Source organism: Streptomyces sp. NRRL S-337 (assembly GCF_000720175.1).
Taxonomy (GTDB): domain Bacteria; phylum Actinomycetota; class Actinomycetes; order Streptomycetales; family Streptomycetaceae; genus Streptomyces; species Streptomyces siderophoricus.
Window position 1 is genome coordinate 1 of sequence record NZ_JOIX01000111.1, and the last position, 21,126, is coordinate 21,126.

A 21,126-nucleotide genomic window follows, 5' to 3' on the forward strand; every position below is an offset into this window, starting at 1 on the left:
GGTGTAGACCTTGCCGCGCTCGGCCGGCAGCAGGCCGGCGACCGCCTTGAGCAGGGTGGACTTGCCCGAGCCGTTGGAGCCGATCAGGCCGATGGACTCCCCGCGGTAGGCGGTGAAGGACACACCCTTGACCGCGTGGACCTCGCGCACACCGGTGGAGGGCTTGCGGCGGACGATGCGGTTCAGCGCCGCGGTGGCGCTGCCCTTGCCGGCACCGGTGCCGTAGACGCGGTAGACGATGTGCAGATCGTCCGCGATCACCGTCGGGATCCGCTCCTGGGCGGCCGCCGTGGGCTGCACGCCGTTGTTCTGCTCAGCCACGTCCGTACCGCTCCTCAGCCTTCCAGAAGTACACAAAGCCCGCGACGCCCATCAGGAGTGCCCAGCCGCCGGCGAACGCCCACACGTGCGGGGGCAGCTTGTTCGCCGTGAAGCTGTCGATCAGCGCGAAGCGCATCAGGTCGATGTAGACCGCCGCCGGGTTGGCGTTGAGCAGGACCTCCACGAACTGCGGGACGTGCTTGCCCTTAAGGATCAGGTCGATGCTGAACATCACGCCGGACGCGTACATCCACGTCCGCATGATGAACGGCATCAGCTGCGCCAGGTCCGGGGTCTTCGAGCCCAGTCGCGCCATGACCATCGCCAGGCCCGTGTTGAAGACGAACTGGAGCAGCAGCGCCGGGAGCACCAGGAACCACGACCAGGTCGGCATCTGCCCGAAGCCGAGCAGGATCAGGACCAGCACACCCATGGAGAACAGCAGCTGCTGCAGCTGCATCAGGCAGAACGAGATCGGCAGGCAGGCCCGCGGGAAGTGCAGCGCCCGCACCAGACCGAGGTTGCCGGAGATCGCCCGCGTACCGGCCATCACCGAGCTCTGCGTGAAGGTGAAGATGAAGACGCCGGTCACCAGGAACGGCACGAAGTCGGGGATTCCCTTCCTCGTGCCGATCAGCAGACCGAAGATCAAGTAGTAGACGAGCGCGTTCAGCAGGGGCGTCGCCACCTGCCAGACCTGCCCCAGCTTGGCCTGGCTGTACTGCGCGGTCAGCTTGGCGCTGGCGAAGGCGGAGATGAAATGCCGCCGCTGCCACAGCTGCCGGACGTACTCGGGGAGGCTCGGACGCGCCCCGCTCTGCGCGAGCCCGTACTTCTGGGCCCGCTGAGCCGCGGTCAGCCCTTCGTCGGAAGCTGCCGGGGCACTCATGGCGACCGCACTGTCGTGCGTGGTCTCGCTCACAGTTGACACTTTCGTCCTCAAGGTGCGCTGCCGGGGCCACGCCCCGGTTCGCGCCTGATGCTCTCAGATACGAGCTTGTCAGATGACGGGAGGGCGGCCCAGTCGGGTCAGTCGCCAAACGGTAGCCCACTTCATGGGACGCCTGGGACCGCACGGGGTGGCCCAGCCCTCCTTGAAGCCGCCCAGCCAGGCCCGCAGCGCCGGTCGCGAGGGGCGCCGGGCGAGGGTGAGCAGGAACCAGACACCGAGATAGACCGGAACCAGTGCGGCGGGGAGGTTGCGGCGGGCCAGCCAGACCCGGTTGCGGGCCACCATCCGGTGGTAGACCGCGTGCCGGGCCGGTGCCGTCGTCGGGTGGTACAGGACCATGTCCGACCGGTAGTCGATCATCCAGCCGGCGTTCAGCGCCCGCCAGGCCAGGTCGGTCTCCTCATGGGCGTAGAAGAAGTCGTCGGGCAGCCCGCCGACCTCCGCGAAGACCTTGGTGCGCACGGCGTTCGCGCCGCCGAGGAAGGTGGTCACCCGCGAGGACCGCATCGGGTCGGACGCGCGCAGCCGGGGAACGTGCCGGCGCTGGGTCTCGCCGGTGTCCGGGTCGGCGATCCGGAAGCTGATGATGCCGAGCTCCGGGTCCTTGGCGAACGCCTCGCGGCACAGCTCGGCGGTGTCCTCCCGGGCCAGCAGCCCGTCGTCGTCGAGGAAGAGCAGGACGTCCATCTCGCGGCCGACCGGCCCGAACGCCTCGATGCCGACGTTCCGGCCGGCCGGGATGCCGACGTTCTCCGGGAGCTCGACGGTCCGCACGCCCTCGGGCAGCTCCGGCAGCGGCGAGCCGTTGCCGACGACGGCGACCTCGATCGGATCGCCGTCCTGCTTGGCCACCGAGTCCAGCAGCGCACGCAGCTCCTCGGGGCGGTTGCCCATGGTGATGATCACCGCACCGACGCGCATCTGGGACGCCCCCGTCACTTGAGCCTGCTGGAGGCGAGGATGGACACGAGGTGGAGCAGCGTCTGGACGAGCGCGATGCCGGCGAGCACGGCGACGCCCAGCCGCGAGAAGAACAGGTCGCCCCGGATCTGGTCCACCACCGCAAGGGCCAGGACCAGCAGGGACGCCTCGACACCGAGGATCAGCCGGTGGAACTTCAGCGCCGCGGCGGCCTTGCGGGCCAGCGCCATCCCGGAGGAGCGCATCTCGGACGCGGTCTCCTTGACCTGCTCCTTGCCGCTCTGCGCGCGGGCCACGCCGACCAGGTCCGTCTCCGCCTTGATCAGGATGGCGCCGAGGGCGGCCAGCGTGCCGAGGAAGGCCCACAGCCAGTCGATCCGGCCCGAGCCCCACAGGTCGGCGGCGCGCAGGCCGAAGCCGACGAGCACGGCGGCGTCGGTGAGGTACGCGCCGACGCGGTCCATCCAGACACCGGTGAGCGAGTACTGCTTGCGCCACCGGGCGATCTCGCCGTCGACGCAGTCGAGCAGCAGGTACAGCTGCACCATCAGCACGCCGAGCACGGCGCCCCAGACCCCCGGCACCAGCAGGGCCGGGGCGGCGAGGACGCCGAAGAGGGTCATCAGGTAGGTCAGCTGGTTGGGCGTGACCCGGGTGTTCACCAGGTGCCGGTCGATGCGCAGCGAGATCTCGCGCATGTAGAGCCGGCCGGCCCAGTGCTCGCCGCTCCGCCGGTCCTTCACCCCCGCGGGGTGAACGACCGGCCGGAGCTCAGCTACCGATGGCTTGTGCATAGTCGGCGTAAGCGTCCCTGATCTGGTCGGTGGACAGGTCGAGGTGCTCCAGGATCGTGTAGCGCCCGGGGCGGGTCTTGGGTGCGTACGCGACGGCCTCGACGAATTCCTCGTCGGTGAAGCCGATCTCACCCGGCGTGACCGGCAGTCCGTGCCGGCGCAGCACCTCGACCATCAGGTCCCGGGTCTCCTTGTCCCCGCGCAGGTGCGTGGCGAAGGCGGCACCGAGGCCGCACTGCTCGCCGTGGCTCGCCGCGCGCTTGGGGTAGAGGATGTCCAGGGCGTGGTTGATCTCGTGGCAGGCGCCGGACGCCGGGCGGCTGTCGCCGGCCACCGACATCGAGATGCCGGTGAGGACCAGGCCCTCGGCGAGCACCTGGAGGAAGGAGTCCTCGCCGACGCCGCCGGGGTGCCGGAGCACCGCCTCGCCGGCCTGGCGCGCCATGGCGGCGGCCAGTCCGTCGATCGCCTCGCCGGTCTCACGGTGCGAGAGCTCCCAGTCCGCGACCGCGGAGATGTTGGAGATCGCGTCACCGATGCCGGAGCGAACGAACCGGACCGGGGCCTCCCGGATGATGTCGAGGTCGATCACCACGGCGATCGGGTTCGGCACACCGTAGGAGCCGCGGCCGGCGTCGTTGTCCAGGGTGGCGACCGGCGAGCACAGGCCGTCGTGCGACAGGTTCGTCGCGACGGCCACCAGCGGCAGGCCGATCCGCGCGGCGGCGAACTTGGCGCAGTCGATGATCTTGCCGCCGCCGAGGCCCACGACCGCGTCGTAGTGCCCCTTCTTCATGGCGTCGGCGAGCTTGATCGCGTCGTCCAGGGTGCCGCCGCCGACCTCGTACCACTCGGCGCCCGGCAGCGCGGGGGCCAGCCGCTCACGCAGCCGCGCCCCCGAGCCGCCGCTGATCGCGATGGCGAGCTTGCCGGACGCGGAGATGCGCTGATCGGCCAGCAGGCCCGCCAGGTCGTCCAGGGCGCCGGCGTTGATGTCGACGACGACCGGGGACGGAATGAGGCGGGTCAGTACTGGCATGCGATGTCACGGCCCTTCGCCAGGTCGTCGTGGTTGTCGATCTCGACCCACTTGACGTCGCCGATCGGTGCCACGTCCACCTTGAAGCCGCGGTTGACCAGCTCCTGGTAGCCGTCCTCGTAGTAGAGGTCGGGGTCCCGCTCGAAGGTGGTCTTCAGGGCGTCGGCCAGCTCGGCGGCGGCGGAGCCCTCGATGAGGGTGACACCGATGTACTCACCGGTCGCCTCGGCCGGGTCCATCAGCTTGGTGATCTTCTGGACGCCCTTCTCGGGGTCCACGACGACCTTCATCTCCTCGTCGGCGAGCTGCTTGACGGTGTCCAGCGCGAGGATGATCTTCTGGCCGTTGCCGCGGGCGGCGAGCAGGGTCTTCTCGACGGAGACCGGGTGCACGGTGTCGCCGTTGGCGAGGATCACGTCGTGCTGGAGGGCGTCACGGCCGCACCACAGGGAGTAGGCGTTGTTCCACTCCTCGGCCTTGTCGTTGTCGATCAGGGTGAGCTTGAGGCCGTACTTCTGCTCCAGGGCCTCCTTGCGCTCGTACACGGCCTCCTTGCGGTAGCCGACGATGATCGCGACCTCGGTCAGGCCGATCTCGGCGAAGTTGCCGAGGGTCAGGTCGAGGATGGTGGTGTCCCCGTCAACCGGCACCAGCGCCTTGGGCAGGGTGTCGGTGTAGGGGCGCAGACGCCGTCCGGCGCCGGCAGCCAGCACGAGGCCGATCATGCGGGTTCTCCTTCATCGTGTACGGCGGGTGCTCCGGAAGAGACCCAGAAGCGGATGCTCTCGATGAGCACCAGCAGCGCAAGGACCACGGCCAGGGCCGTGAGCGCGATTGTGAAACCTTCGGGGGACAGCGCGGCTGCCAGGACGGTCACTACGAGGACGCGTCCCTCGTGGCCGCCGGTTGCCCGGACCAGCCACCGCGGCGGGGCCCCGGTGCCACCGCGGATGCGGTAGACGGTGTCGTAGTGATGGTAGGCGACGGCCGCGACCAGCCCGAACGCCGCGGGGAGCGCTCCGGGCACGTCCGCGCGGGCGGCCAGAACGAGGATCGTGACGTACTCGCCGGCCCGGAAGAAGGGCGGGACGAGCCAGTCGAGGGCGCCCTTGAGCGGCCGGGACACCGCCGCGCCGGCCAGCAGCGCGGAGCAGCCGGCGACGCCCACGGTGAGCCAGGACGCCGGGTCGCTCTCGAAGATCACCCAGACCAGCAGCACCGCGGCCGAGAGAAATGCCATAGCCGGGGCGAGGAAGGAACCGGTGCGGCCGCGGCCGTGCGCGCCGCGGGCGATCAGCTCGGCGAGCGGTCCGGAGTCGGCGAGGTCGGCCAGCGCCCGGGCGGCGCGGTCGGTGCGCCGGGCCCGCCGGGTCAGGGAGCGCAGCACCCGGCCGGCCGTGGTGTAGCAGGCGGCCAGCGCACAGCCGATGAGCAGGGCGTAGAAGACGATGCGCGGCGTGGTGGCCGCGGTGAGTACGGCGATCATGGCCCAGCGTTCGCCGATCGGCAGCACGATCATGCGGCGGACCCAGACCGTCCAGCCGACGCTGTCGAGCTTGTCGGAGAGCGCCGCGGTCGGGCTGGTGTTGCCGGTGGCACCCGCCGCATCGTGATTCGCCTCGTTGAAGGCGAAGTCGACGACGTGCCGGCAGGTCTGCAGGACCATCGCGCCGAGCGCCAGGGCCCATACGTCGTCACCACCGCGGGCGGCACCCAGCGCCAGGCCCGCGTAATAGGCGTACTCCTTGGCCCGGTCGAAGGTGGCGTCCAGCCAGGCGCCCAGCGTCGAGTACTGCAGCGAGTAGCGGGCGAGCTGCCCGTCGGTGCAGTCCAGGACGAAGGAGAGGAGCAGCAGGACCCCCGCGGCGACGAAGCCGGCGCGGGTGCCGGTGGCCGCGCCGCCGGCCGCTATCAGCGCGGTGAGCAGGGACGCGGTGGTGACCTGGTTGGGGGTGAGGCCGCGGCGCGCGCACCAGCGGGCGAGGTAGCGCGAGTACGGGCTGATGCAGAAGGTCGTGAAGAAGCCGTCGCGGGACTTGACCGCGGTGCGCAGCCGTACCGCCTCGTCGTCGACGGCCGCGACCGCCTCGCGGGCCTCCTCGCGCTGGGCGGGGGTGAGCGCGACGGTGGCGACCAGGCTGCCCAGCTCGACGCGGTGCAGACCGATGTCGTCGCGGTCCAGGAAGTCGGTGAGCGTCTCGGTGAGGACGTCCGTGAGGTGGGCGGTGCCGGCGCCGACCGGGATCCGGCCGGCCGCGCGGGCCAGCGCCGGGCGGGCCGCGGCCTGCGCGGTGAGCGCGCCCGGCACGGCGGCGGCCGGGAAGCGGGGGTCGGTCAGCGCGAGCCGCAGGGCGTGCAGATGGCCGACGAAGCGGGGGTCGACGAGGGCGACCCGCTCCTGTGCGGGCACCTCGGCGAGCAGCGCGGCCGCGGAGGCGGCGTCGTCCGCCGTACGGACGTCGAAGCCCAGCGTGCGCAGGTCGGCTTCGAGCGGCGACCCGGCGACCGGCGGACCGGTGAGGATGGCGGTCGACAGACGAACTCACTCCTTGGAGGCTGACAAGGCAGCGCCGGTCGATCCGCATTCGATACGGACTACCCGGGCAGCGGGCGTGGCACACCGGGCGCCCGGAGGGCCGGATGGCACGTCGGCAGAGGCTATCGGATCGCCGGATGCGGCCGTTCACCGCGCATTCACCGCACGATCGAGTGACCGACGGCTGCGCCTGCCGCGATCATCATGGTGGATGGGGTGGCGCATGAACAACTGGCCGGCGATCGGGGCTGCCGTTCCGGTGCCGGTTATGAGCGGGCTGGTCACGGGGCGGGCGGGTTGTGCCGTGGGGGTGTGGCGAGGGCCATGCCGGCGGGCGGGGAGCGCACGCGGCCGGTGCGGTGGCCGGCTGCGGGGGCCGGGGGACGCCTCGCGCGGTGCCCGGGGACGGCCGCCTGATGTGGCCCCTCTCACGGTGGATGCCAGGTGGGCGCACTCCCGACCGGACGCGCGGGAGGTGTGGCGCCGCGCACCCGCCGTGCCGGTGATGCGGACCCGGCTAGGGCAGACTTGACGTCGAAGACCGACGACAAGGATGGGCATGCCGATCACACCTGCCAACGGACAGACCGCCGAGGACGCGGCGGTGCGCACGCCGGGCGGCGCCGCCGAACCGATCATGCTGGAGCTGGTCGACGAGGACGGTACGACGATCGGCACCGCGGAGAAGCTCGCGGCGCACCAGCCTCCGGGGCAGCTGCACCGGGCGTTCTCGGTCTTCCTCTTCGACGAGAAGGGCCGGCTGCTGCTCCAGCGCCGGGCGCTGGGGAAGTACCACTCCCCCGGTGTGTGGTCCAACACCTGCTGCGGCCACCCGTACCCCGGTGAGGCGCCGTTCGCGGCGGCGGCCCGCCGGACCGCGGAGGAGCTGGGTGTGGCACCGGCGCTGCTGGCCGAGGCGGGCACGGTGCGCTACAACCATCCCGATCCGTCCTCCGGGCTCGTGGAGCAGGAGTACAACCACCTGTTCGTGGGCCTGGTGCGGGCCGAGCCGGCACCGGACCCGGAGGAGATCGGCGAGATCGCGTTCGTGACGCCGGCGGAGCTGGCCGAGCGGCATGCAAAGGCACCGTTCTCCGCGTGGTTCATGACCGTGCTGGACGCGGCGCGCCCGGCGGTGCGGGAGCTCACCGGACGGTCGGCGGGCTGGTAGCCAGCGGGGTGAGCGGCAGCTCGGCCCAGATGGCCTTGCCGCCGCCGGCCGTGTGCTCGACGTCGCATTTGCCGCCCACCTCGGCCGTGACGGTCTTGACCAGCCACAGCCCGCGCCCCCCGACGTCACCCTCGTCCGCCTCCAGCGCCTTGGGGCGGTAGGGGTGGTCGTCCTCCACCGCGACCCGCAGCCAGTTGGCGCCGATGGTGACCTGGACGGCGATCTGCGGGGAGAGCAGGGCGGCGTGCCGGACGGCGTTGGTGACGAGTTCGGAGACGATGAGCAGCAAGCCGTCCATGATGTCGGCGGCGACCGGCACGTGCTGTTCGGCGAGCAGGTCCCGGACCGCATGGCGCGCCTGCGGCACCGAGGACTCCAGTGCCGGTGCGGTGAAGCGCCAGACACCTTCGTACGCGAGCGGGGAGGTCAGCTCGTCGGGGGGTTCTGCGGGGGGTCCGGAAGGCATCCTCACAGGAAGAGTGTTGAGAATGCGCTGGTCCGTACCGGCCTGCTGAACGCAAGTCAGCGCCTATCGACGGCTTTTGGCGGATTCCGAGAGTTTCCCTCGGGCTGCGGACCGGCCCTGTTCCCTTTGTGCCGGGTTCATGGATTCCACGGGGACGGCACCCCTACGATCCCGCCATCGGGCTCGACCTGCCCGGGCGGCGGGGCGGACAGCACGGCAGGCCCGGTGCCTGGGCACCGGGCCTGCCGTGTGTGCAGTAGCGGGGACAGGATTTGAACCTGCGACCTCTGGGTTATGAGCCCAGCGAGCTACCGAGCTGCTCCACCCCGCGTCGGTTGCCCCCACCTTACGGGTCGCCCGCCGCGGATCCAAATCGATAAACCGACCGGCCGCGGGCAGGCGCGCGGCCCGGCCCCCGGCCTGCCCGGGTCACACCGCCCGGTCGGTGATCCGCCCGGCCTCGACCTCGATCCGCCGCGTGGTGTGCACCGCGTCCAGCATCCGCCGGTCGTGGGTCACCAGCAGCAGCGTGCCCGGGTACGAGGCGAGCGCCGACTCCAGCTGCTCGATGGCCGGCAGGTCCAGGTGGTTGGTCGGCTCGTCCAGGACGAGGAGGTTGACCCCGCGCCCCTGGAGGAGGGCCAGCGCGGCCCGGGTCCGCTCCCCCGGCGAGAGGGTGTGCGCCGGGCGCAGCACATGGGCCGCCTTCAGCCCGAACTTCGCGAGCAGGGTGCGCACGTCGGCGGGCGGCAGGTCCGGCACGGCGGCCCGGAAGGCGTCCATCAGCGGCTGGTCGCCGAGATGGTGCCCGCCGAAGAGCCGGCCGCGGGCCTGCTCGATCTCGCCGACCACCACGCCGGGGCCGAGCGCGGCCTGCCCGGCGTCCAGCGGGAGCCGGCCGAGCAGGGCGGCCAGCAGGGTGGACTTGCCGGAGCCGTTGGGACCGGTGATGGCGACCCGGTCCGCCCAGTCGATCTGCAGGTCCACCGGGCCGAAGCGGAAGTCACCGCGCCGGACCGCGGCCCCGCGCAGGGTCGCGACGACCGCGCCGGCCCGGGGCGCCGCGGCGATCTCCATCCGCAGCTCCCACTCCTTGCGCGGCTCCGCCACCACGTCCAGCCGCTCGATCAGGCGCTGGGTCTGCTTGGCCTTGGCGGCCTGTTTCTCGGTGGCCTCGACCCGGCCCTTGCGGCCGATCTTGTCGTTGTCGGGGGCCTTGCGGCGGGCGTTCTTGACGCCCTTCTCCATCCAGTTGCGCTGGGTGTGGGCGCGGGTCTCCAGGGCGGCCTTGGTCTCGGCGTACTCCTCGTACTGCTCGCGGGCGTGCCGCCGGGCCCGCTCGCGCTCCTCCAGATAGGAGGCGTAGCCGCCGCCGTAGACGTTGACCTGCTGCTGGGCGAGGTCGAGTTCGACCACGCGGTTGACGGTGCGGGTCAGGAACTCGCGGTCGTGGCTGACGAGGACGGTGCCGGCGCGCAGCCCGGTGACGAACTCCTCCAGCCGGTGCAGACCGTCCAGGTCCAGGTCGTTGGTCGGCTCGTCCAGCAGGAAGACGTCGTAACGGGAGAGCAGCAGGGAGGCGAGCGAGGCCCGGGCGGCCTGTCCGCCGGAGAGGGCGGTCATCGGCTGGTCGAGGCCGACGGTGAGGCCGAGCTGGGCCGCGGTCTCCTCGGCGCGTTCGTCGAGGTCGGCGGCGCCGAGGTCGAGCCAGCGGGTGAAGGCGGTGTCGTAGGCGTCGTCGGCGCCGGGGCGCTCCTCGGCCAGGGCCTGGGTGGCGGCGTCCAGGGCGCGCTGGGCGTCGGTCACGCCGGTACGGCGGGCGAGGAAGGCCCGTACGGTCTCCCCGGGGCGGCGGTCGGGCTCCTGCGGGAGGTGGCCGACGGTGGCGGTGGGCGGGCTGAGGGAGAGCGCGCCCTCCTCGGGGGTGTCCAGCCCGGCCAGCAGGCGCAGCAGGGTGGACTTGCCCGCGCCGTTGGCGCCGACGAGGCCGATCACGTCCCCGGGGGCGACGACCAGATCGAGACCGGAGAAGAGGATGCGCTCGCCGTGGCCGGCGGCGAGGTCTTTGGCGACGAGGGTTGCTGACATCAGACCGTCGATCGTAACCGGCCGCCCGGGCCGCGGTCGCTCTAATATCCGGGCATGGAACCGGGCCTCACGACGCACGTCAGCGACGGCACAGCGACCGTCACCATCAGCAACACCGGCAAGCGCAATGCGATGACCGTCCAGATGTGGCGGGATCTGCCGCCCCTGCTGGCGCGGCTGGCGGCGGACCGGGCGGTGCGGTCGCTGGTGCTGACCGGTGCCGGCGGGACGTTCTGCGCGGGGGCGGACATCGCCTCGCTGCGCGGGACGGCACAGGAGTCGCAGGGGCTGGCGGTGGCGGCCGAGGAGGCGCTGGCCGCCTTCCCGAAGCCGACGCTGGCGGCGATACGCGGCTACTGCGTGGGCGGCGGCGCCCAGTTGGCGGCCGCCTGCGATCTGCGGTTCGCGGAGGAGGGGGCGCTGTTCGGGGTGACGCCGGCCAAGCTGGCGGTGGTCTACCCGGCGTCCGCCACCCGGCGGCTGGTCCGCCTGGTCGGGCTGTCGTCCGCCAAGTACCTGTTGTTCTCCGGGGAGTTGATCGACTGCGCGCGGGCGCTGCGGACCGGGCTGGTGGACGAGGTGCTGGCCGAGGGTGAACTGGGCAAGCGGGTCGTGGAGTTCTCGGCCGTACTGGCGAGCCGGTCGCTGCTGACGCAGACGGCGGCGAAGGAGCTGGCCAACGGCACCTGGGACGTGCCGCCGGACGAGGCGGAGGAGCGCGGCGCCCACTGGGCCGGGCAGGCCCGGGCGAGCGGCGACACCGCCGAAGGTGCCGCCGCCTTCCTGGAGCGCAGGCCGCCGCGGTTCACCTGGCCCGCCGAGTGAGGGGCGCTACGCCCGCTGTTCCCGCGCCCGCTGTTCCCGGTCCCCGGTGAGCACGGACCGGCCGAGGTCCCGCAGCGCCGCGGTGACCTCGGCCGGCGCCTTGTCCGGGGAGCCCGCGTCGTAGGGCGGCTGCGGGTCGTACTCGATACCGAGCTGGATGATCTGGGCCGCCGTGTCCCCGGCGATCCGGCCGGCCAGGTGCAGCCCCATGTCGATGCCGGACGAGACCCCGGCCGCGGTGACGTACTTGCCGTCGAAGACCACCCGCTCCCCGGTCGGCTCGGCGCCCAGGGCCGGCAGCTGGTCCAGCGCGAGCCAGTGGGAGGTGGCCCGGCGGCCCTTGAGGAGGCCGGCCGCCGCCAGGATCAGCGAGCCGGTGCACACCGAGGTGGTCCAGCTGGTGGCGGCGTCCACGGCACGGATCCAGTCGTGCAGCGGCCCGTCCGCCATGTGCACGGTCTGCCCCGGGCCGCCGGGGACGACGAGGATGTCGGGCGCGGTGACCTCGTCCAGCGCGGCGTCCGCGACCAGCCCCACGGATCCGGTGTCGCTGCGGTACGTCCCGGCGCGCTCGGCGACGAACACCGTCTCGGCGCCCGGGAGGCGGCTGAGCGTCTCGTAGGGGCCGATGGCGTCCAGGGTGGTGAAGCGGTCGTAGAGGAGGATCGCGATCTGCATGGCGTTTCCCGTTCTGGAGGAGTGGCTCGGAAGAGTCGGACGGCGGGCGGCCGTTCAGCGGCCCGCGGGGGCCGGCTGGAAGCGGCGGCGGTATTCGGCCGGGGAGGCGGCCAGGGCGCGGAGGAAGGCGCGGCGCATCGCCTCGGGGGTGCCGTAGCCGCAGTGGCGGGCCACCTGGGCGATGCCGTCGGTGGTGTCCTCCAGGCAGCGGCGGGCGGCCTCCAGCCGTACCCGGTCGACATAGCGACCCGGCGTCATACCGACCTCGTCGCGGAACGCCCGGGCGAAGTGGCGCGGGGAGAGTCCGGCGCGGGCGGCGAGCGCGTCGACGGACAGGTCGGCGGCCGGGTGCTCGGTGATCCACTGCTGGACGTCGCGCAGCGGCCGCCGCTGCGCGGTCTGGGCGGCGAGCTGGGCGCTGAACTGCTTCTGGTTGCCCGGCCGGCGCAGGAACACCACCAGGTGCCGGGCGATGGTGAGCGCGAGGTCCCGGCCGAGGTCCTCCTCCACGAGGGCCAGCGCCAGGTCGATGCCGGCCGTCACGCCCGCGGAGGTGGCCAGGTCGCCGTCCCGTACGTAGATCGGGTCGGCCTCCACCCGCACCGCGGGGAATCGTTCGGCGAGGGTGTCGCACAGCATCCAGTGGGTGGTCGCGCGCCGGCCGTCCAGCAGCCCGGTCTCGGCCAGCAGCAACGCCCCGCTGCACACCGAGACCTTGCGGCGGGCCCGGTGGGCGTTGTTCCGCAGCCAGTCGACCAGCCGCGGGTCGGGGGTGCGGGTGCCCTGGCCGCCCGGGACCAGCAGTGTGTGCGGCGGCCCGGCGGCGTCGAGCGTGGTGTCGGGGACCAGGGTCAGACCGCTGGTGGTGCGCACCGGCGTGCCGTCCAGGGTGGCGGTGCGGATCCGGTAGGCGCCGGGGACGGCCTGCCCGGCACCGCTGAAGACCTCCACCGGCCCGGTGACGTCCAGGGCCTGCACGCCGTCGAAGAGGACGACCAGCACCTCGCGCTGTTCCATGCCGTCCATCCTGGGCAGCGGCGGCGATGGCGGCAATGACGGGCTTCCCACCTTTCCTGCCATTGCCTGGTCGCAGGCCGCCGCGGAAGCCTCGTGGGTCCCGTCCGGGCCCTGCCCCCGGCGCCATACCGACGGGTCGGTACCCTGCCCCCATGACCTCTCACAGCGCACTGCCCGAGCGGGCCGGCCGCACGTGCCACAACGTCATCAACCCCTTCCACTCCACGCACTACTTCGCGCCGGAGCTGCCCGCCGAGATGGCCAAGGCCGGGGTCGACGACCCCAAGGCCGGCTACTTCGTCTGCCGCAGCGCGGCGATGGGGGCGGTCGGCCCCGGCACCGTCGCGGCCACCTTCTACAACTTCAAGTACGACCTGATCGCCCGGCACCTGCCGGAGGTGTGGAAGAAGACCACCCCGCAGAACGTGCTCGACGCCCGGCTGCGCGCCGCCGACGCCACCCTGCGCCGGCTGCTCGGCGACGAGGCGGTGATGTCACCGGAGATGGCGGAGGCCGCCGAACTGGCGCTGCGCGCCGCCGAAGCCGGTACCCGCCGCGCCCGGCCGCTGTACGCCGCGCACGCCGACCTCCCGGTGCCGGACGCCCCGCACCTGGCCTACTGGCACGCCGCGACCCTGCTGCGCGAACACCGCGGCGACGGCCACCTGGTGGCACTGCTGGACGCCGAACTGGACGGGCTGGAGGCGCTGGTCACCCACACCGCCACCGGCCGGGGCATGAGCCACCGGGGTGTCCTTTCGACCCGCGGCTGGTCCGAGGAGGACTGGCAGGCCGCCCAGGAGCGGCTGCGGTCCCGCGGTCTCCTGGACGGCGAGGGCCACTTGACCGAGGCCGGCGTCCGGCTGCGCAAGGACCTGGAGGAGACCACCGACCGCCTGGACCGGGCCCCGTACGAGCACCTGGGCGCGGCGGGCGTGGCCCGGCTCACCGAGCTGGCCACCGGCTTCACCACCGCCGTCATGAACGCCGGCGCGTTCCCCGCCGCGCTGTTCGGCAAGTAGGCCGCGCGCGGCCACCGGGTGTGCCGGCACCGCGCACACCCCGGCGCCGCCCACCGGCTGGGCGGCGCGACAGCCCGCTCGGTCACCCGGCACAATTGCAGGCTCAAGCAAGAGCTGGAAGGCGGGCAGGATCAACGTGACGGCAGCCACTGAGCCCATCGGGGCCCTCGGATCCATCGAAGCGCGGATCGCCGGGGAGCTCGGCGTCAAGGAGCGGCAGGTGAAGGCCGCGGTCGAACTGCTCGACGGTGGCTCGACCGTCCCGTTCATCGCGCGCTACCGCAAGGAAGCCACCGAGATGCTCGACGACGCGCAGCTGCGCTCGCTGGAGGAGCGGCTGCGCTACCTGCGGGAGCTGGAGGAGCGGCGCACCGCGGTGCTGGAGTCCGTACGGTCCCAGGGCAAGCTGGACGCCGCCCTGGAGGCGCAGATCCGCGGCGCCGACTCCAAGGCCCGGCTGGAGGACATCTACCTCCCGTTCAAGCCCAAGCGCCGCACCAAGGCACAGATCGCGCGCGAGGCGGGCCTGGAGCCGCTCGCCGACGGGCTGCTCACCGACCCTTCCGTGGAGCCGGCCGCGGCCGCCGCGGCGTTCGTGGACCCGGACAAGGGGGTCGCCGATCCGGCGGCCGCCCTGGACGGGGCGCGGGCCATCCTGACCGAGCGGTTCAGCGAGGACGCGGACCTGATCGGTGAGCTGCGGGAGCGGATGTGGTCGCGCGGCCGGGTGACGGCGAAGGTGCGCGAGGGCAAGGAGGAGGCCGGCGCGAAGTTCGCCGACTACTTCGACTTCGCCGAGCCGTTCACCGAACTGCCCTCGCACCGGGTGCTGGCGATGTTCCGCGGCGAGAAGGAGGAGGTCCTCGACCTCACCCTGGAGCCGGAGGACCCGTCGGCGGCCACCGAGGGGCCGAGCTCCTACGAGCGGTCCATCGCCGGGAAGTTCGGGATCGCGGACCGCGGGCGCCCGGCCGACCGGTGGCTGCTGGACACCGTCCGCTGGGCCTGGCGCACCCGCGTCCAGGTGCATCTGGGCATCGATCTGCGGCTCCGGCTGCGCCAGGCCGCCGAGGACGAGGCGGTGCGGGTCTTCGCGTCGAACCTGCGCGACCTGCTGCTCGCGGCGCCGGCCGGCACCCGCGCCACGATGGGCCTGGACCCCGGCTTCCGTACGGGCGTGAAGGTCGCGGTCGTGGACGCCACGGGCAAGGTGGCCGCCACCGACACGATCTACCCGCACGTCCCGCAGCAGAAGTGGGACGCCTCGCTGGCCACCCTGGCGAGGCTGGCCCGCGAGCACCGGGTCGAGCTGATCGCGATCGGCAACGGCACCGCCTCCCGCGAGACCGACAAGCTGGCGGCCGATCTGATCGCGGCACAGCCGGAGCTGAAGCTGACGAAGGTGATGGTGTCCGAGGCCGGCGCCTCGGTCTACTCCGCGTCCGCGTTCGCCTCCCAGGAACTGCCGGACCTGGACGTGTCGTTGCGCGGTGCGGTGTCCATCGCCCGCCGCCTGCAGGACCCGCTGGCCGAGCTGGTCAAGATCGACCCGAAGTCGATCGGGGTCGGGCAGTACCAGCACGACCTGTCCGAGGTGAAGCTGTCGCGCTCGCTGGACGCGGTGGTCGAGGACTGCGTCAACGGCGTCGGCGTGGACGTCAACACCGCCTCCGCGCCGCTGCTGTCGCGGGTGTCGGGCATCGGTTCCGGTCTGGCCGAGAACATCGTCGCGCACCGCGACGCCAACGGCCCGTTCCGCTCCCGCAAGGCCCTCAAGGACGTGGCGCGGCTCGGCCCGAAGGCGTACGAGCAGTGCGCGGGCTTCCTGCGGATCCGGGGCGGCGACGACCCGCTGGACGCCTCCAGCGTGCACCCGGAGGCGTATCCGGTGGTGCGCCGGATGGTGACGTCGGCGGGCACGGAGGTCGGTTCGCTGATCGGCAACACGGCGGTGCTGCGCACCCTGAAGCCGGCCGAGTTCGTCGACGACTCCTTCGGGCTGCCGACGGTGACCGACATCCTCCAGGAGCTGGAGAAGCCGGGCCGGGACCCGCGTCCGGTGTTCAGGACCGCGACCTTCAAGGAGGGCGTGGAGAAGATCGGCGACCTGGAGCCGGGGATGCTCCTGGAAGGTGTGGTGACCAACGTCGCCGCCTTCGGGGCGTTCGTGGACGTCGGTGTCCACCAGGACGGTCTGGTCCACGTGTCGGCGATGTCGCGGACCTTCGTCAAGGACCCGCGGGACGTGGTGAAGCCGGGCGACATCGTGCGGGTCAAGGTGCTCGACGTCGACATCCCGCGCAAGCGGATCTCGCTGACGCTGCGTCTGGACGACGAGCCCGGCAAGGGCGCCCCCGCGGCCGGCGGCGAGCGCCGCGCCGGGGCGGGCGGCGGCCGCGGACCGCGCGACGGCGGCCGGGGCGGCGCGCCCCGGCAACGCCAGGCTGCCGGCGGCCGGCAGGGTGGCGGGCGGGGCGGTGACCGCCGCGGTGGTGGTGGCCGGGACGCCGGGCCGGCCAACGACGCCATGGCGGACGCGCTGCGCCGGGCCGGGCTGCTGGGCAAGGACGGCAGCGGCCGCTGACCGGATCGCCGGATCGTACGGGCCCCGGGGAGTCCTCCGACACCCCGGGGCCTCGGTCCGAGTGCACCGCCGTAATTGCCTGGACGGGCCCGGCAGGCCGCCGTTAGTCTGCGCCCCATGTCCAGCCCCGAGGCGTCAAGACGCTAGCCACCGGCCGTCCGGTGGCTTTTCGCGTTGCCTCTCCGGCCCGGCATTGCGCCGTCGTGCCGTTACTCCCCTGTGCTCCGCCGCCACCGGATCGTCGTCGCCCGCCGTGCGCGCCGTCGCGCGCACGGCCTCGCCGTCTGACGTCCTGTCAAGATCCGTGCCAGAACCCTCAGGTGCCCGAGCTTTTCGCCGCGCCCCTGTGAGGTGACGCACGTCGATCCACACCGTGGTTGCGGAGTGTCGCTGTGCCCTTCTTCCTCCATCTGCTCGGACTCGCCGTCTTCGCGCAAGGCACCTCCGAGTTCATGCTGTCCGGTCTGCTGCCGGACATCGCCGCCGATCTGCACGTCCCGCTGTCCGCAGCGGGATTGCTGACCTCGGCGTTCGCCGTCGGAATGATCGTCGGGGCGCCCCTGATGGCGCTGCTCGCCCGGCGCTGGCCGCGCCGCCGGGCGCTGCTGGCGTTCCTGGTCACGTTCCTGCTGGTCCATGTGGCGGGCGCGGTCACTACCAGCTTCCCGGTGCTGCTGGCCACCCGGGTCGTCGCGGCCCTGGCCAACGCCGGGTTCCTCGCCGTGGCCCTGACCACCGCGACCTCCGTGGTCGCCCCGGACGCCAAGGGCCGGGCCACCTCCGTGCTGCTCGGCGGCACCACCCTGGCCTGTGTCGCGGGCGTGCCCGCCGGTGCGCTGCTCGGTGCGGCGTGGGGATGGCGCTCGGCGTTCTGGGCGGTCGCCGCGGTGTCGGTGCCGGCCGTGGCGGCGATCGTCCGGTCGGTGCCGGCCGGTGGCGGCCGTGCCGCGGACGGCGACGCGGTGCGGGCGCGGGGCGAGCTGCGGACGCTGCGCTCACCGCGACTGCTGCTGATCCTGCTCCTGGGCGCGCTGGTGAACGGCGCGACCTTCTGCACCTTCACCTATCTCGCGCCGCTGGTCACCGATGTCGCCGGGATCGGCACCGGCTGGGTGCCTGCCGTACTGGCGCTCTTCGGCCTGGGCTCGTTCGCCGGCGTGCGGGCCGGCGGGCGGCTGGCCGACACCCGTCCGGTGCCGCTGCTGCTGGCCGGCGGGGCGGCGCTGCTCGCCGGGTGGGGCCTGCTGGCGCTGATGGCCGGCAGCCCGGTGGCGGCCGTGCTGCTCGTCCCCGCCATGGGGGCGCTGTCGTTCGGGGTCGGCTCCACCCTGGTCGCGCAGGCGCTCTACGCGGCGACCGGGGCGCCGACCCTGGCCGGCGGGTTCGCCACCGCGGCGCTCAACGTGGGCGCCGCGCTGGGCCCGTGGCTCGGCGGCGCCGCCCTCGCCGCCGGTTTCGGCTACCGGGCGCCGGTAGGGGTCAGCGTCCTGCTCATGGCGCTCGCCCTGGCGGTGGGCGGAGCGGCCCTCGCCGCGTCCCGCCGGCTCACCCCGCCCCGGCGTGCCCCCGGATGCGTTCCAGTTCCGCCGCGACGTCGGTGAGCGTGGCGCAGTCCGGGTCGGCCCGCAGCTCGACGTCCGGCAAGCCGGTGCCGGGCCGGCGCCCCGGATCCTCCAGCGCGTCGGCCATCGCCAGGAGCGCCCGGCACAGCCGCTCGGCCTCCTCGGTGCCCGGGCGCCGGGCGCCGTGGTCGAGACGTACCGCGCAGGCCGTCGCGGCGTCCACGATGCGTTCGGCGGCGGTGACCACGGCCGGCCAGTCGGGGTTGCGGTCGCGGGCGGCCAGGAGCTCGGCGGCGGCCGTCTCCGCGGCCGCCCGGGCCTCCCCGAGCGCCCGGTACGCGGCCCGGCGGAGCGCCAGCCGCTCCGCGGGATCGGTACCGGGCCGGGCCTCAAGGACGTGCCGCAGGAAGCGTTCGGTGGCCCGCAGCGCCGCGGTGACCCGCAGCCCGACCCGGCGGCGCGGGTCCGCGAGCCGCGGCAGATGCCCCACCACGAGCACGATGCCGCAGGCGATGGAGGTGTCGACGATCCGCTCGGCGGCGGCCTCCCGGGCACCGCTGACGTACACGAACGACAGCACCATGAGGGTGATCGCCACGGTCTGCAGCGCGAAGTGCCGGGTGGCGAACGGCAGCAGCGCCCCGCCCACCCCCGCCACCAGGGCGGGCCACCACTCCCCCGTCAGCAGCAGACCGGCCCCGGCGAAGACCAGCACCCCGGCGACGGTGCCGGCGAAGCGGTTGACGGTGCGGGAGAACAGCGGGCCCAGGTCCGGCTTGACCAGGAAGGTGGCGGTGGCCGGCAGCCAGTACCAGTGGTCCGCCCGCAGCAGCAGCGCCACCGCCGCACTCGCCGCGATGCAGAGCGCGACCCGCAGGCCGTAGTCCCGCCCGGCCGGTCCGAGGAGTTCGTGCCCGCGCCGCGCCGGTTCCGGCCGCCCCGGCCGTGGCCGGGACCGGGTCAGCGGCTCGCTGCGGGCGAATGCCACCGCCGCGTCCAGCAGCGCCTGGTCGAAGGCGCCGCGACCGGGCGTGCTGGTCTCCGGGGCGGACAGCCGGCCCGGCGGCCGCCCGGTGCGCAGCGCGGCGGCGAACCGGCGGGGGCTGTCGGCGACCCGGGCCGGCAGCGGGCGGGCCTCCCACAGCAGCGCGACGCTGGCCTCGCACAACGCGGTGGCCGCGGCGAACCGTTCGGCCAGCAGGAGTTCGTCCGGGTCGGCCGGACGGCGCAGCAACCGGTCCGTCAGCAGCCGCAGCCGCAGCGCCTCGTCGGCGCGGTCCAGTGCGGCGGTGAGCCGGCGCCGGGCGGGCTCCGCACCGGGCCCGCCGGCCGCGCCCAGGGCGTCGGCCAGCGCGTCGAAGACCGTGGCGACCGCGGCCCGCTCACCGCCGAGCGCACCGCCCACCGGTCGCGGCGGGCGCAGCACCAGCCGCAGCAGGAGCAGCCACAGGCAGCCGGCGAGCAGGGTCAGGGCCTTGGCCCACGGTGCGCCGGGCAGCGGCATCCCGGCGCCCAGGACCGTGGTGGCCAGCATCTGCATCCCGGCGTTCGAGCGGACCGGACCGGCGACGCTGCCCGCACCGGAGACGAAACCGACCACGAACAGTGCCGGTACGACCCACCAGCCCGCGTCCACGGCCCGCAGCGAGGCACCGACCAGCATCCCGAGCGCCGAGGCCAGCGCGGGCAGGCCGATGTGCACGACGCCGGTCCGGCGGGTGCCGGGGCGGTCGTTGACGCCGGCCAGCATGGAACCGAGCGCGGCGAGCACACCGGGCGCCGGGCGGCCGGTGGCGATGCCCGCGCCGAGCAGCGGCCCGGCACAGAGCGCACCGCGGGCGACGGCGGCCCAGGGCACGGGCAGCCGCTGCCAGCGGAACGGGTGGGCGAGCCAGGCGGGCACGGCGCGCGGCGCGCGGAGCATGGGTCTCCTTGGTCGACGGCTTACGGACGGCGGGCGGATCCGAGGGGCGACATCGGCCGACGGGTGCTGCTCCCAGCCTAAGGTCCCGGTTTGTCCGCACCGCTGCCGGAGGGTTACCGCAAGATCACCAATGGCGGAAGTCCGGCTTCCGCGGCGACGGCCGGGTGCCGCGCCGGAGGGGACACCTCGTGGGGCTTCCCCCTAGCATCCCGCCATGGCGATCGACACGGGCACGGACGAGGTGTGGGTGGTCGGCGGTGGCGTCATCGGGCTGACGTCGGCGGTGGCGCTGGCGGAGGACGGCCACCGGGTGCGGGTGGTGAGCCGGGACGCGGCGGACGCGACGACCTCCGCGGTGGCCGGCGGGCTCTGCTGGCCGTACCGCATCCGGCCCTACGAGCGGGCGGTGGCCTGGTCCGTACGGTCCTTGGAGGTGCTGTCCGGTCTGGCGCGGCGGCCGGAGGAGACCGGCGCCCGGCTGGTGGCGGGCACCCTGGCGGCCGCCGCGCCGGGCGACGACGACGGACTCTCCGCCTGGTACGAGGCCGTTCCCGGGCTGCGGCCGGCCCGCCCGGACGAGCTCCCCGGGGGCACCGCGGTGGGGTGGCGGGCGCGTACCCCGCTGGTGGACATGCCGGCCCATCTGCGCTATCTGGAGCGGCGGCTGACCGCGGCCGGCGGCACGCTGGAACGCCGTGCGCTGTCCTCCCTGGAGGAGGCCGGGCGGGCCGCCGGGGTGGTGGTGAACTGCTCCGGCCTGGGCGCACGTGAGCTCGTCCCGGATCCTCAAGTCCAGCCGGTGCAGGGGCAGTTGGTCATCGTCGCGAATCCGGGGGTGCGGGAGTGGTTCGTGGCCGCGGACGGCGGCGCGACGGACACCACCTACCTGCTGCCGCAGCCGTACGGGCTGGTGCTCGGCGGTACGGCCCGCGAGGGCGCCTGGTCGAGGGAGCCGGATCCGGCGGTGGCGGAGGCGATCGTGGCACGCTGCGCCGAGCCCTTCCCCGAGGTGGCACGGGCCCGGGTCCTGGCGCACAGGGTGGGCCTGCGCCCGGCGCGCCCCGCGGTGCGTCTGGAGGCGGAGCGCTTGCCGGGCGGCACCTGGTGCGTCCACAACTACGGGCACGGGGGCGCGGGGGTGACCGTGGCGTGGGGGTGCGCCGACGAAGTGGTGGGGTGGGTGCGGAGAGTTCTGGGTGGGGAGGGGCGGGAGTAGGCGGTTGGGG

At 73.6% G+C, this 21,126-nt stretch carries 18 protein-coding genes and 1 tRNA gene; 6 read left to right on the forward strand and 13 right to left on the reverse strand.

Annotated features, from left to right (window positions below; translation table 11 throughout):
• The 7 genes from IG62_RS0138370 to IG62_RS0138400 all read right to left on the reverse strand — a co-directional run.
• Nucleotides 1–321 (reverse strand): ATP-binding cassette domain-containing protein (locus IG62_RS0138370; protein ID WP_030814962.1); only part of this gene is annotated, 321 nt, incomplete at its 3' end.
• On the reverse strand, nucleotides 314–1,243 hold the full coding sequence (locus IG62_RS0138375) for an ABC transporter permease (RefSeq protein WP_030814963.1): 930 nt from the start codon (nucleotides 1,241–1,243) through the stop codon (nucleotides 314–316). The genes IG62_RS0138370 and IG62_RS0138375, both read right to left, overlap by 8 nt.
• Nucleotides 1,244–1,321: 78 nt before the next feature.
• Complete coding sequence (locus IG62_RS0138380; RefSeq protein ID WP_030814966.1) at nucleotides 1,322–2,194, reverse strand: glycosyltransferase family 2 protein; 873 nt, start codon at nucleotides 2,192–2,194, stop codon at nucleotides 1,322–1,324.
• A 14-nt stretch (nucleotides 2,195–2,208) separates the two neighbouring features.
• The gene (locus tag IG62_RS0138385; RefSeq protein WP_078872499.1) at nucleotides 2,209–2,988 is read right to left on the reverse strand and encodes a CDP-alcohol phosphatidyltransferase family protein; all 780 of its coding nucleotides are present in this window, start codon (nucleotides 2,986–2,988) and stop codon (nucleotides 2,209–2,211) included.
• Nucleotides 2,966–4,027: an iron-containing alcohol dehydrogenase family protein gene (locus IG62_RS0138390; RefSeq protein WP_030814973.1), complete on the reverse strand. Its 1,062-nt coding sequence runs from the start codon at nucleotides 4,025–4,027 to the stop codon at nucleotides 2,966–2,968. Before IG62_RS0138390 ends, IG62_RS0138385 begins: the two co-directional genes overlap by 23 nt.
• Entirely contained in the window at nucleotides 4,015–4,752 is a 738-nt protein-coding gene (locus tag IG62_RS0138395; protein WP_030814975.1) for a sugar phosphate nucleotidyltransferase, read from the reverse strand. Before IG62_RS0138395 ends, IG62_RS0138390 begins: the two co-directional genes overlap by 13 nt.
• Complete coding sequence (locus IG62_RS0138400; RefSeq protein ID WP_030814978.1) at nucleotides 4,749–6,563, reverse strand: DUF5941 domain-containing protein; 1,815 nt, start codon at nucleotides 6,561–6,563, stop codon at nucleotides 4,749–4,751. Before IG62_RS0138400 ends, IG62_RS0138395 begins: the two co-directional genes overlap by 4 nt.
• Before the next feature lie 559 nt (nucleotides 6,564–7,122).
• On the opposite strand from IG62_RS0138400, the gene idi reads away from it, so the two are divergent.
• On the forward strand, nucleotides 7,123–7,734 hold the full coding sequence (gene idi, locus IG62_RS0138405; RefSeq protein ID WP_030814980.1) for an isopentenyl-diphosphate Delta-isomerase: 612 nt from the start codon (nucleotides 7,123–7,125) through the stop codon (nucleotides 7,732–7,734).
• On the opposite strand, the gene IG62_RS0138410 is transcribed toward idi, so the two are convergent.
• The 3 genes from IG62_RS0138410 to IG62_RS0138420 form a co-directional block, all read right to left on the reverse strand.
• The gene (locus tag IG62_RS0138410) at nucleotides 7,709–8,200 is read right to left on the reverse strand and encodes an ATP-binding protein (protein ID WP_030814983.1); all 492 of its coding nucleotides are present in this window, start codon (nucleotides 8,198–8,200) and stop codon (nucleotides 7,709–7,711) included. The two genes, idi and IG62_RS0138410, sit on opposite strands and share 26 nt — an antisense overlap.
• Before the next feature lie 257 nt (nucleotides 8,201–8,457).
• Nucleotides 8,458–8,531 (reverse strand) — tRNA-Met (locus IG62_RS0138415).
• A 98-nt stretch (nucleotides 8,532–8,629) separates the two neighbouring features.
• Complete coding sequence (locus tag IG62_RS0138420) at nucleotides 8,630–10,288, reverse strand: ABC-F family ATP-binding cassette domain-containing protein (RefSeq protein WP_030814986.1); 1,659 nt, start codon at nucleotides 10,286–10,288, stop codon at nucleotides 8,630–8,632.
• A 54-nt stretch (nucleotides 10,289–10,342) separates the two neighbouring features.
• Here IG62_RS0138420 and IG62_RS0138425 point away from each other — a divergent pair, with 54 nt between their 5' ends.
• Complete coding sequence (locus IG62_RS0138425) at nucleotides 10,343–11,113, forward strand: enoyl-CoA hydratase/isomerase family protein (RefSeq protein ID WP_030814989.1); 771 nt, start codon at nucleotides 10,343–10,345, stop codon at nucleotides 11,111–11,113.
• A gap of 6 nt (nucleotides 11,114–11,119) precedes the next feature.
• On the opposite strand, the gene IG62_RS0138430 is transcribed toward IG62_RS0138425, so the two are convergent.
• Both IG62_RS0138430 and IG62_RS0138435 read right to left on the reverse strand, forming a co-directional pair.
• Nucleotides 11,120–11,791, reverse strand: coding sequence for a DJ-1/PfpI family protein (locus tag IG62_RS0138430; protein WP_030814992.1), 672 nt, complete (start codon nucleotides 11,789–11,791; stop codon nucleotides 11,120–11,122).
• A 54-nt stretch (nucleotides 11,792–11,845) separates the two neighbouring features.
• The gene (locus tag IG62_RS0138435) at nucleotides 11,846–12,808 is read right to left on the reverse strand and encodes a GlxA family transcriptional regulator (protein ID WP_030814995.1); all 963 of its coding nucleotides are present in this window, start codon (nucleotides 12,806–12,808) and stop codon (nucleotides 11,846–11,848) included.
• A 152-nt stretch (nucleotides 12,809–12,960) separates the two neighbouring features.
• On the opposite strand from IG62_RS0138435, the gene IG62_RS0138440 reads away from it, so the two are divergent.
• The 3 genes from IG62_RS0138440 to IG62_RS0138450 all read left to right on the forward strand — a co-directional run bounded on the left by IG62_RS0138440 (nucleotide 12,961) and on the right by IG62_RS0138450 (nucleotide 18,015).
• A complete protein-coding gene (locus tag IG62_RS0138440) occupies nucleotides 12,961–13,830 on the forward strand; it encodes an SCO6745 family protein (protein ID WP_030814998.1) in 870 nt (289 codons plus the stop codon).
• A gap of 136 nt (nucleotides 13,831–13,966) precedes the next feature.
• Nucleotides 13,967–16,414: a Tex family protein gene (locus tag IG62_RS0138445; RefSeq protein WP_030815001.1), complete on the forward strand. Its 2,448-nt coding sequence runs from the start codon at nucleotides 13,967–13,969 to the stop codon at nucleotides 16,412–16,414.
• 392 nt (nucleotides 16,415–16,806) lie between these two features.
• Nucleotides 16,807–18,015 carry a Cmx/CmrA family chloramphenicol efflux MFS transporter gene (locus IG62_RS0138450; protein WP_037840359.1) on the forward strand — a complete coding sequence of 403 codons (1,209 nt, stop codon included), beginning with the start codon at nucleotides 16,807–16,809 and terminating at the stop codon, nucleotides 18,013–18,015.
• Here IG62_RS0138450 and IG62_RS0138455 read toward each other — a convergent pair.
• Complete coding sequence (locus IG62_RS0138455) at nucleotides 17,960–19,900, reverse strand: FUSC family protein (protein ID WP_030815008.1); 1,941 nt, start codon at nucleotides 19,898–19,900, stop codon at nucleotides 17,960–17,962. The two genes, IG62_RS0138450 and IG62_RS0138455, sit on opposite strands and share 56 nt — an antisense overlap.
• 214 nt (nucleotides 19,901–20,114) lie before the next feature.
• On the opposite strand from IG62_RS0138455, the gene IG62_RS0138460 reads away from it, so the two are divergent.
• Nucleotides 20,115–21,116, forward strand: a complete 1,002-nt coding sequence (locus IG62_RS0138460; protein WP_037840361.1) for an FAD-dependent oxidoreductase — start codon at nucleotides 20,115–20,117, stop codon at nucleotides 21,114–21,116.
• The last annotated feature ends 10 nt before the right edge of the window (nucleotides 21,117–21,126 follow it).

Bases quoted from the DNA above. Each gene is read 5' to 3' on its own strand.
- IG62_RS0138460 (WP_037840361.1), top strand. From the start codon at position 20,115: ATGGCGATCGACACGGGCACGGACGAGGTGTGGGTGGTCGGCGGTGGC.
- IG62_RS0138440 (WP_030814998.1), top strand. From the start codon at position 12,961: ATGACCTCTCACAGCGCACTGCCCGAGCGGGCCGGCCGCACGTGCCAC.
- IG62_RS0138455 (WP_030815008.1), bottom strand. From the start codon at position 19,900: ATGCTCCGCGCGCCGCGCGCCGTGCCCGCCTGGCTCGCCCACCCGTTC.
- IG62_RS0138390 (WP_030814973.1), bottom strand. From the start codon at position 4,027: ATGCCAGTACTGACCCGCCTCATTCCGTCCCCGGTCGTCGTCGACATC.
- idi (WP_030814980.1), top strand. From the start codon at position 7,123: ATGCCGATCACACCTGCCAACGGACAGACCGCCGAGGACGCGGCGGTG.
- IG62_RS0138380 (WP_030814966.1), bottom strand. From the start codon at position 2,194: ATGCGCGTCGGTGCGGTGATCATCACCATGGGCAACCGCCCCGAGGAG.
- IG62_RS0138385 (WP_078872499.1), bottom strand. From the start codon at position 2,988: ATGCACAAGCCATCGGTAGCTGAGCTCCGGCCGGTCGTTCACCCCGCG.
- IG62_RS0138425 (WP_030814989.1), top strand. From the start codon at position 10,343: ATGGAACCGGGCCTCACGACGCACGTCAGCGACGGCACAGCGACCGTC.
- IG62_RS0138430 (WP_030814992.1), bottom strand. From the start codon at position 11,791: ATGCAGATCGCGATCCTCCTCTACGACCGCTTCACCACCCTGGACGCC.
- IG62_RS0138395 (WP_030814975.1), bottom strand. From the start codon at position 4,752: ATGATCGGCCTCGTGCTGGCTGCCGGCGCCGGACGGCGTCTGCGCCCC.
- IG62_RS0138420 (WP_030814986.1), bottom strand. From the start codon at position 10,288: ATGTCAGCAACCCTCGTCGCCAAAGACCTCGCCGCCGGCCACGGCGAG.
- IG62_RS0138410 (WP_030814983.1), bottom strand. From the start codon at position 8,200: ATGCCTTCCGGACCCCCCGCAGAACCCCCCGACGAGCTGACCTCCCCG.
- IG62_RS0138435 (WP_030814995.1), bottom strand. From the start codon at position 12,808: ATGGAACAGCGCGAGGTGCTGGTCGTCCTCTTCGACGGCGTGCAGGCC.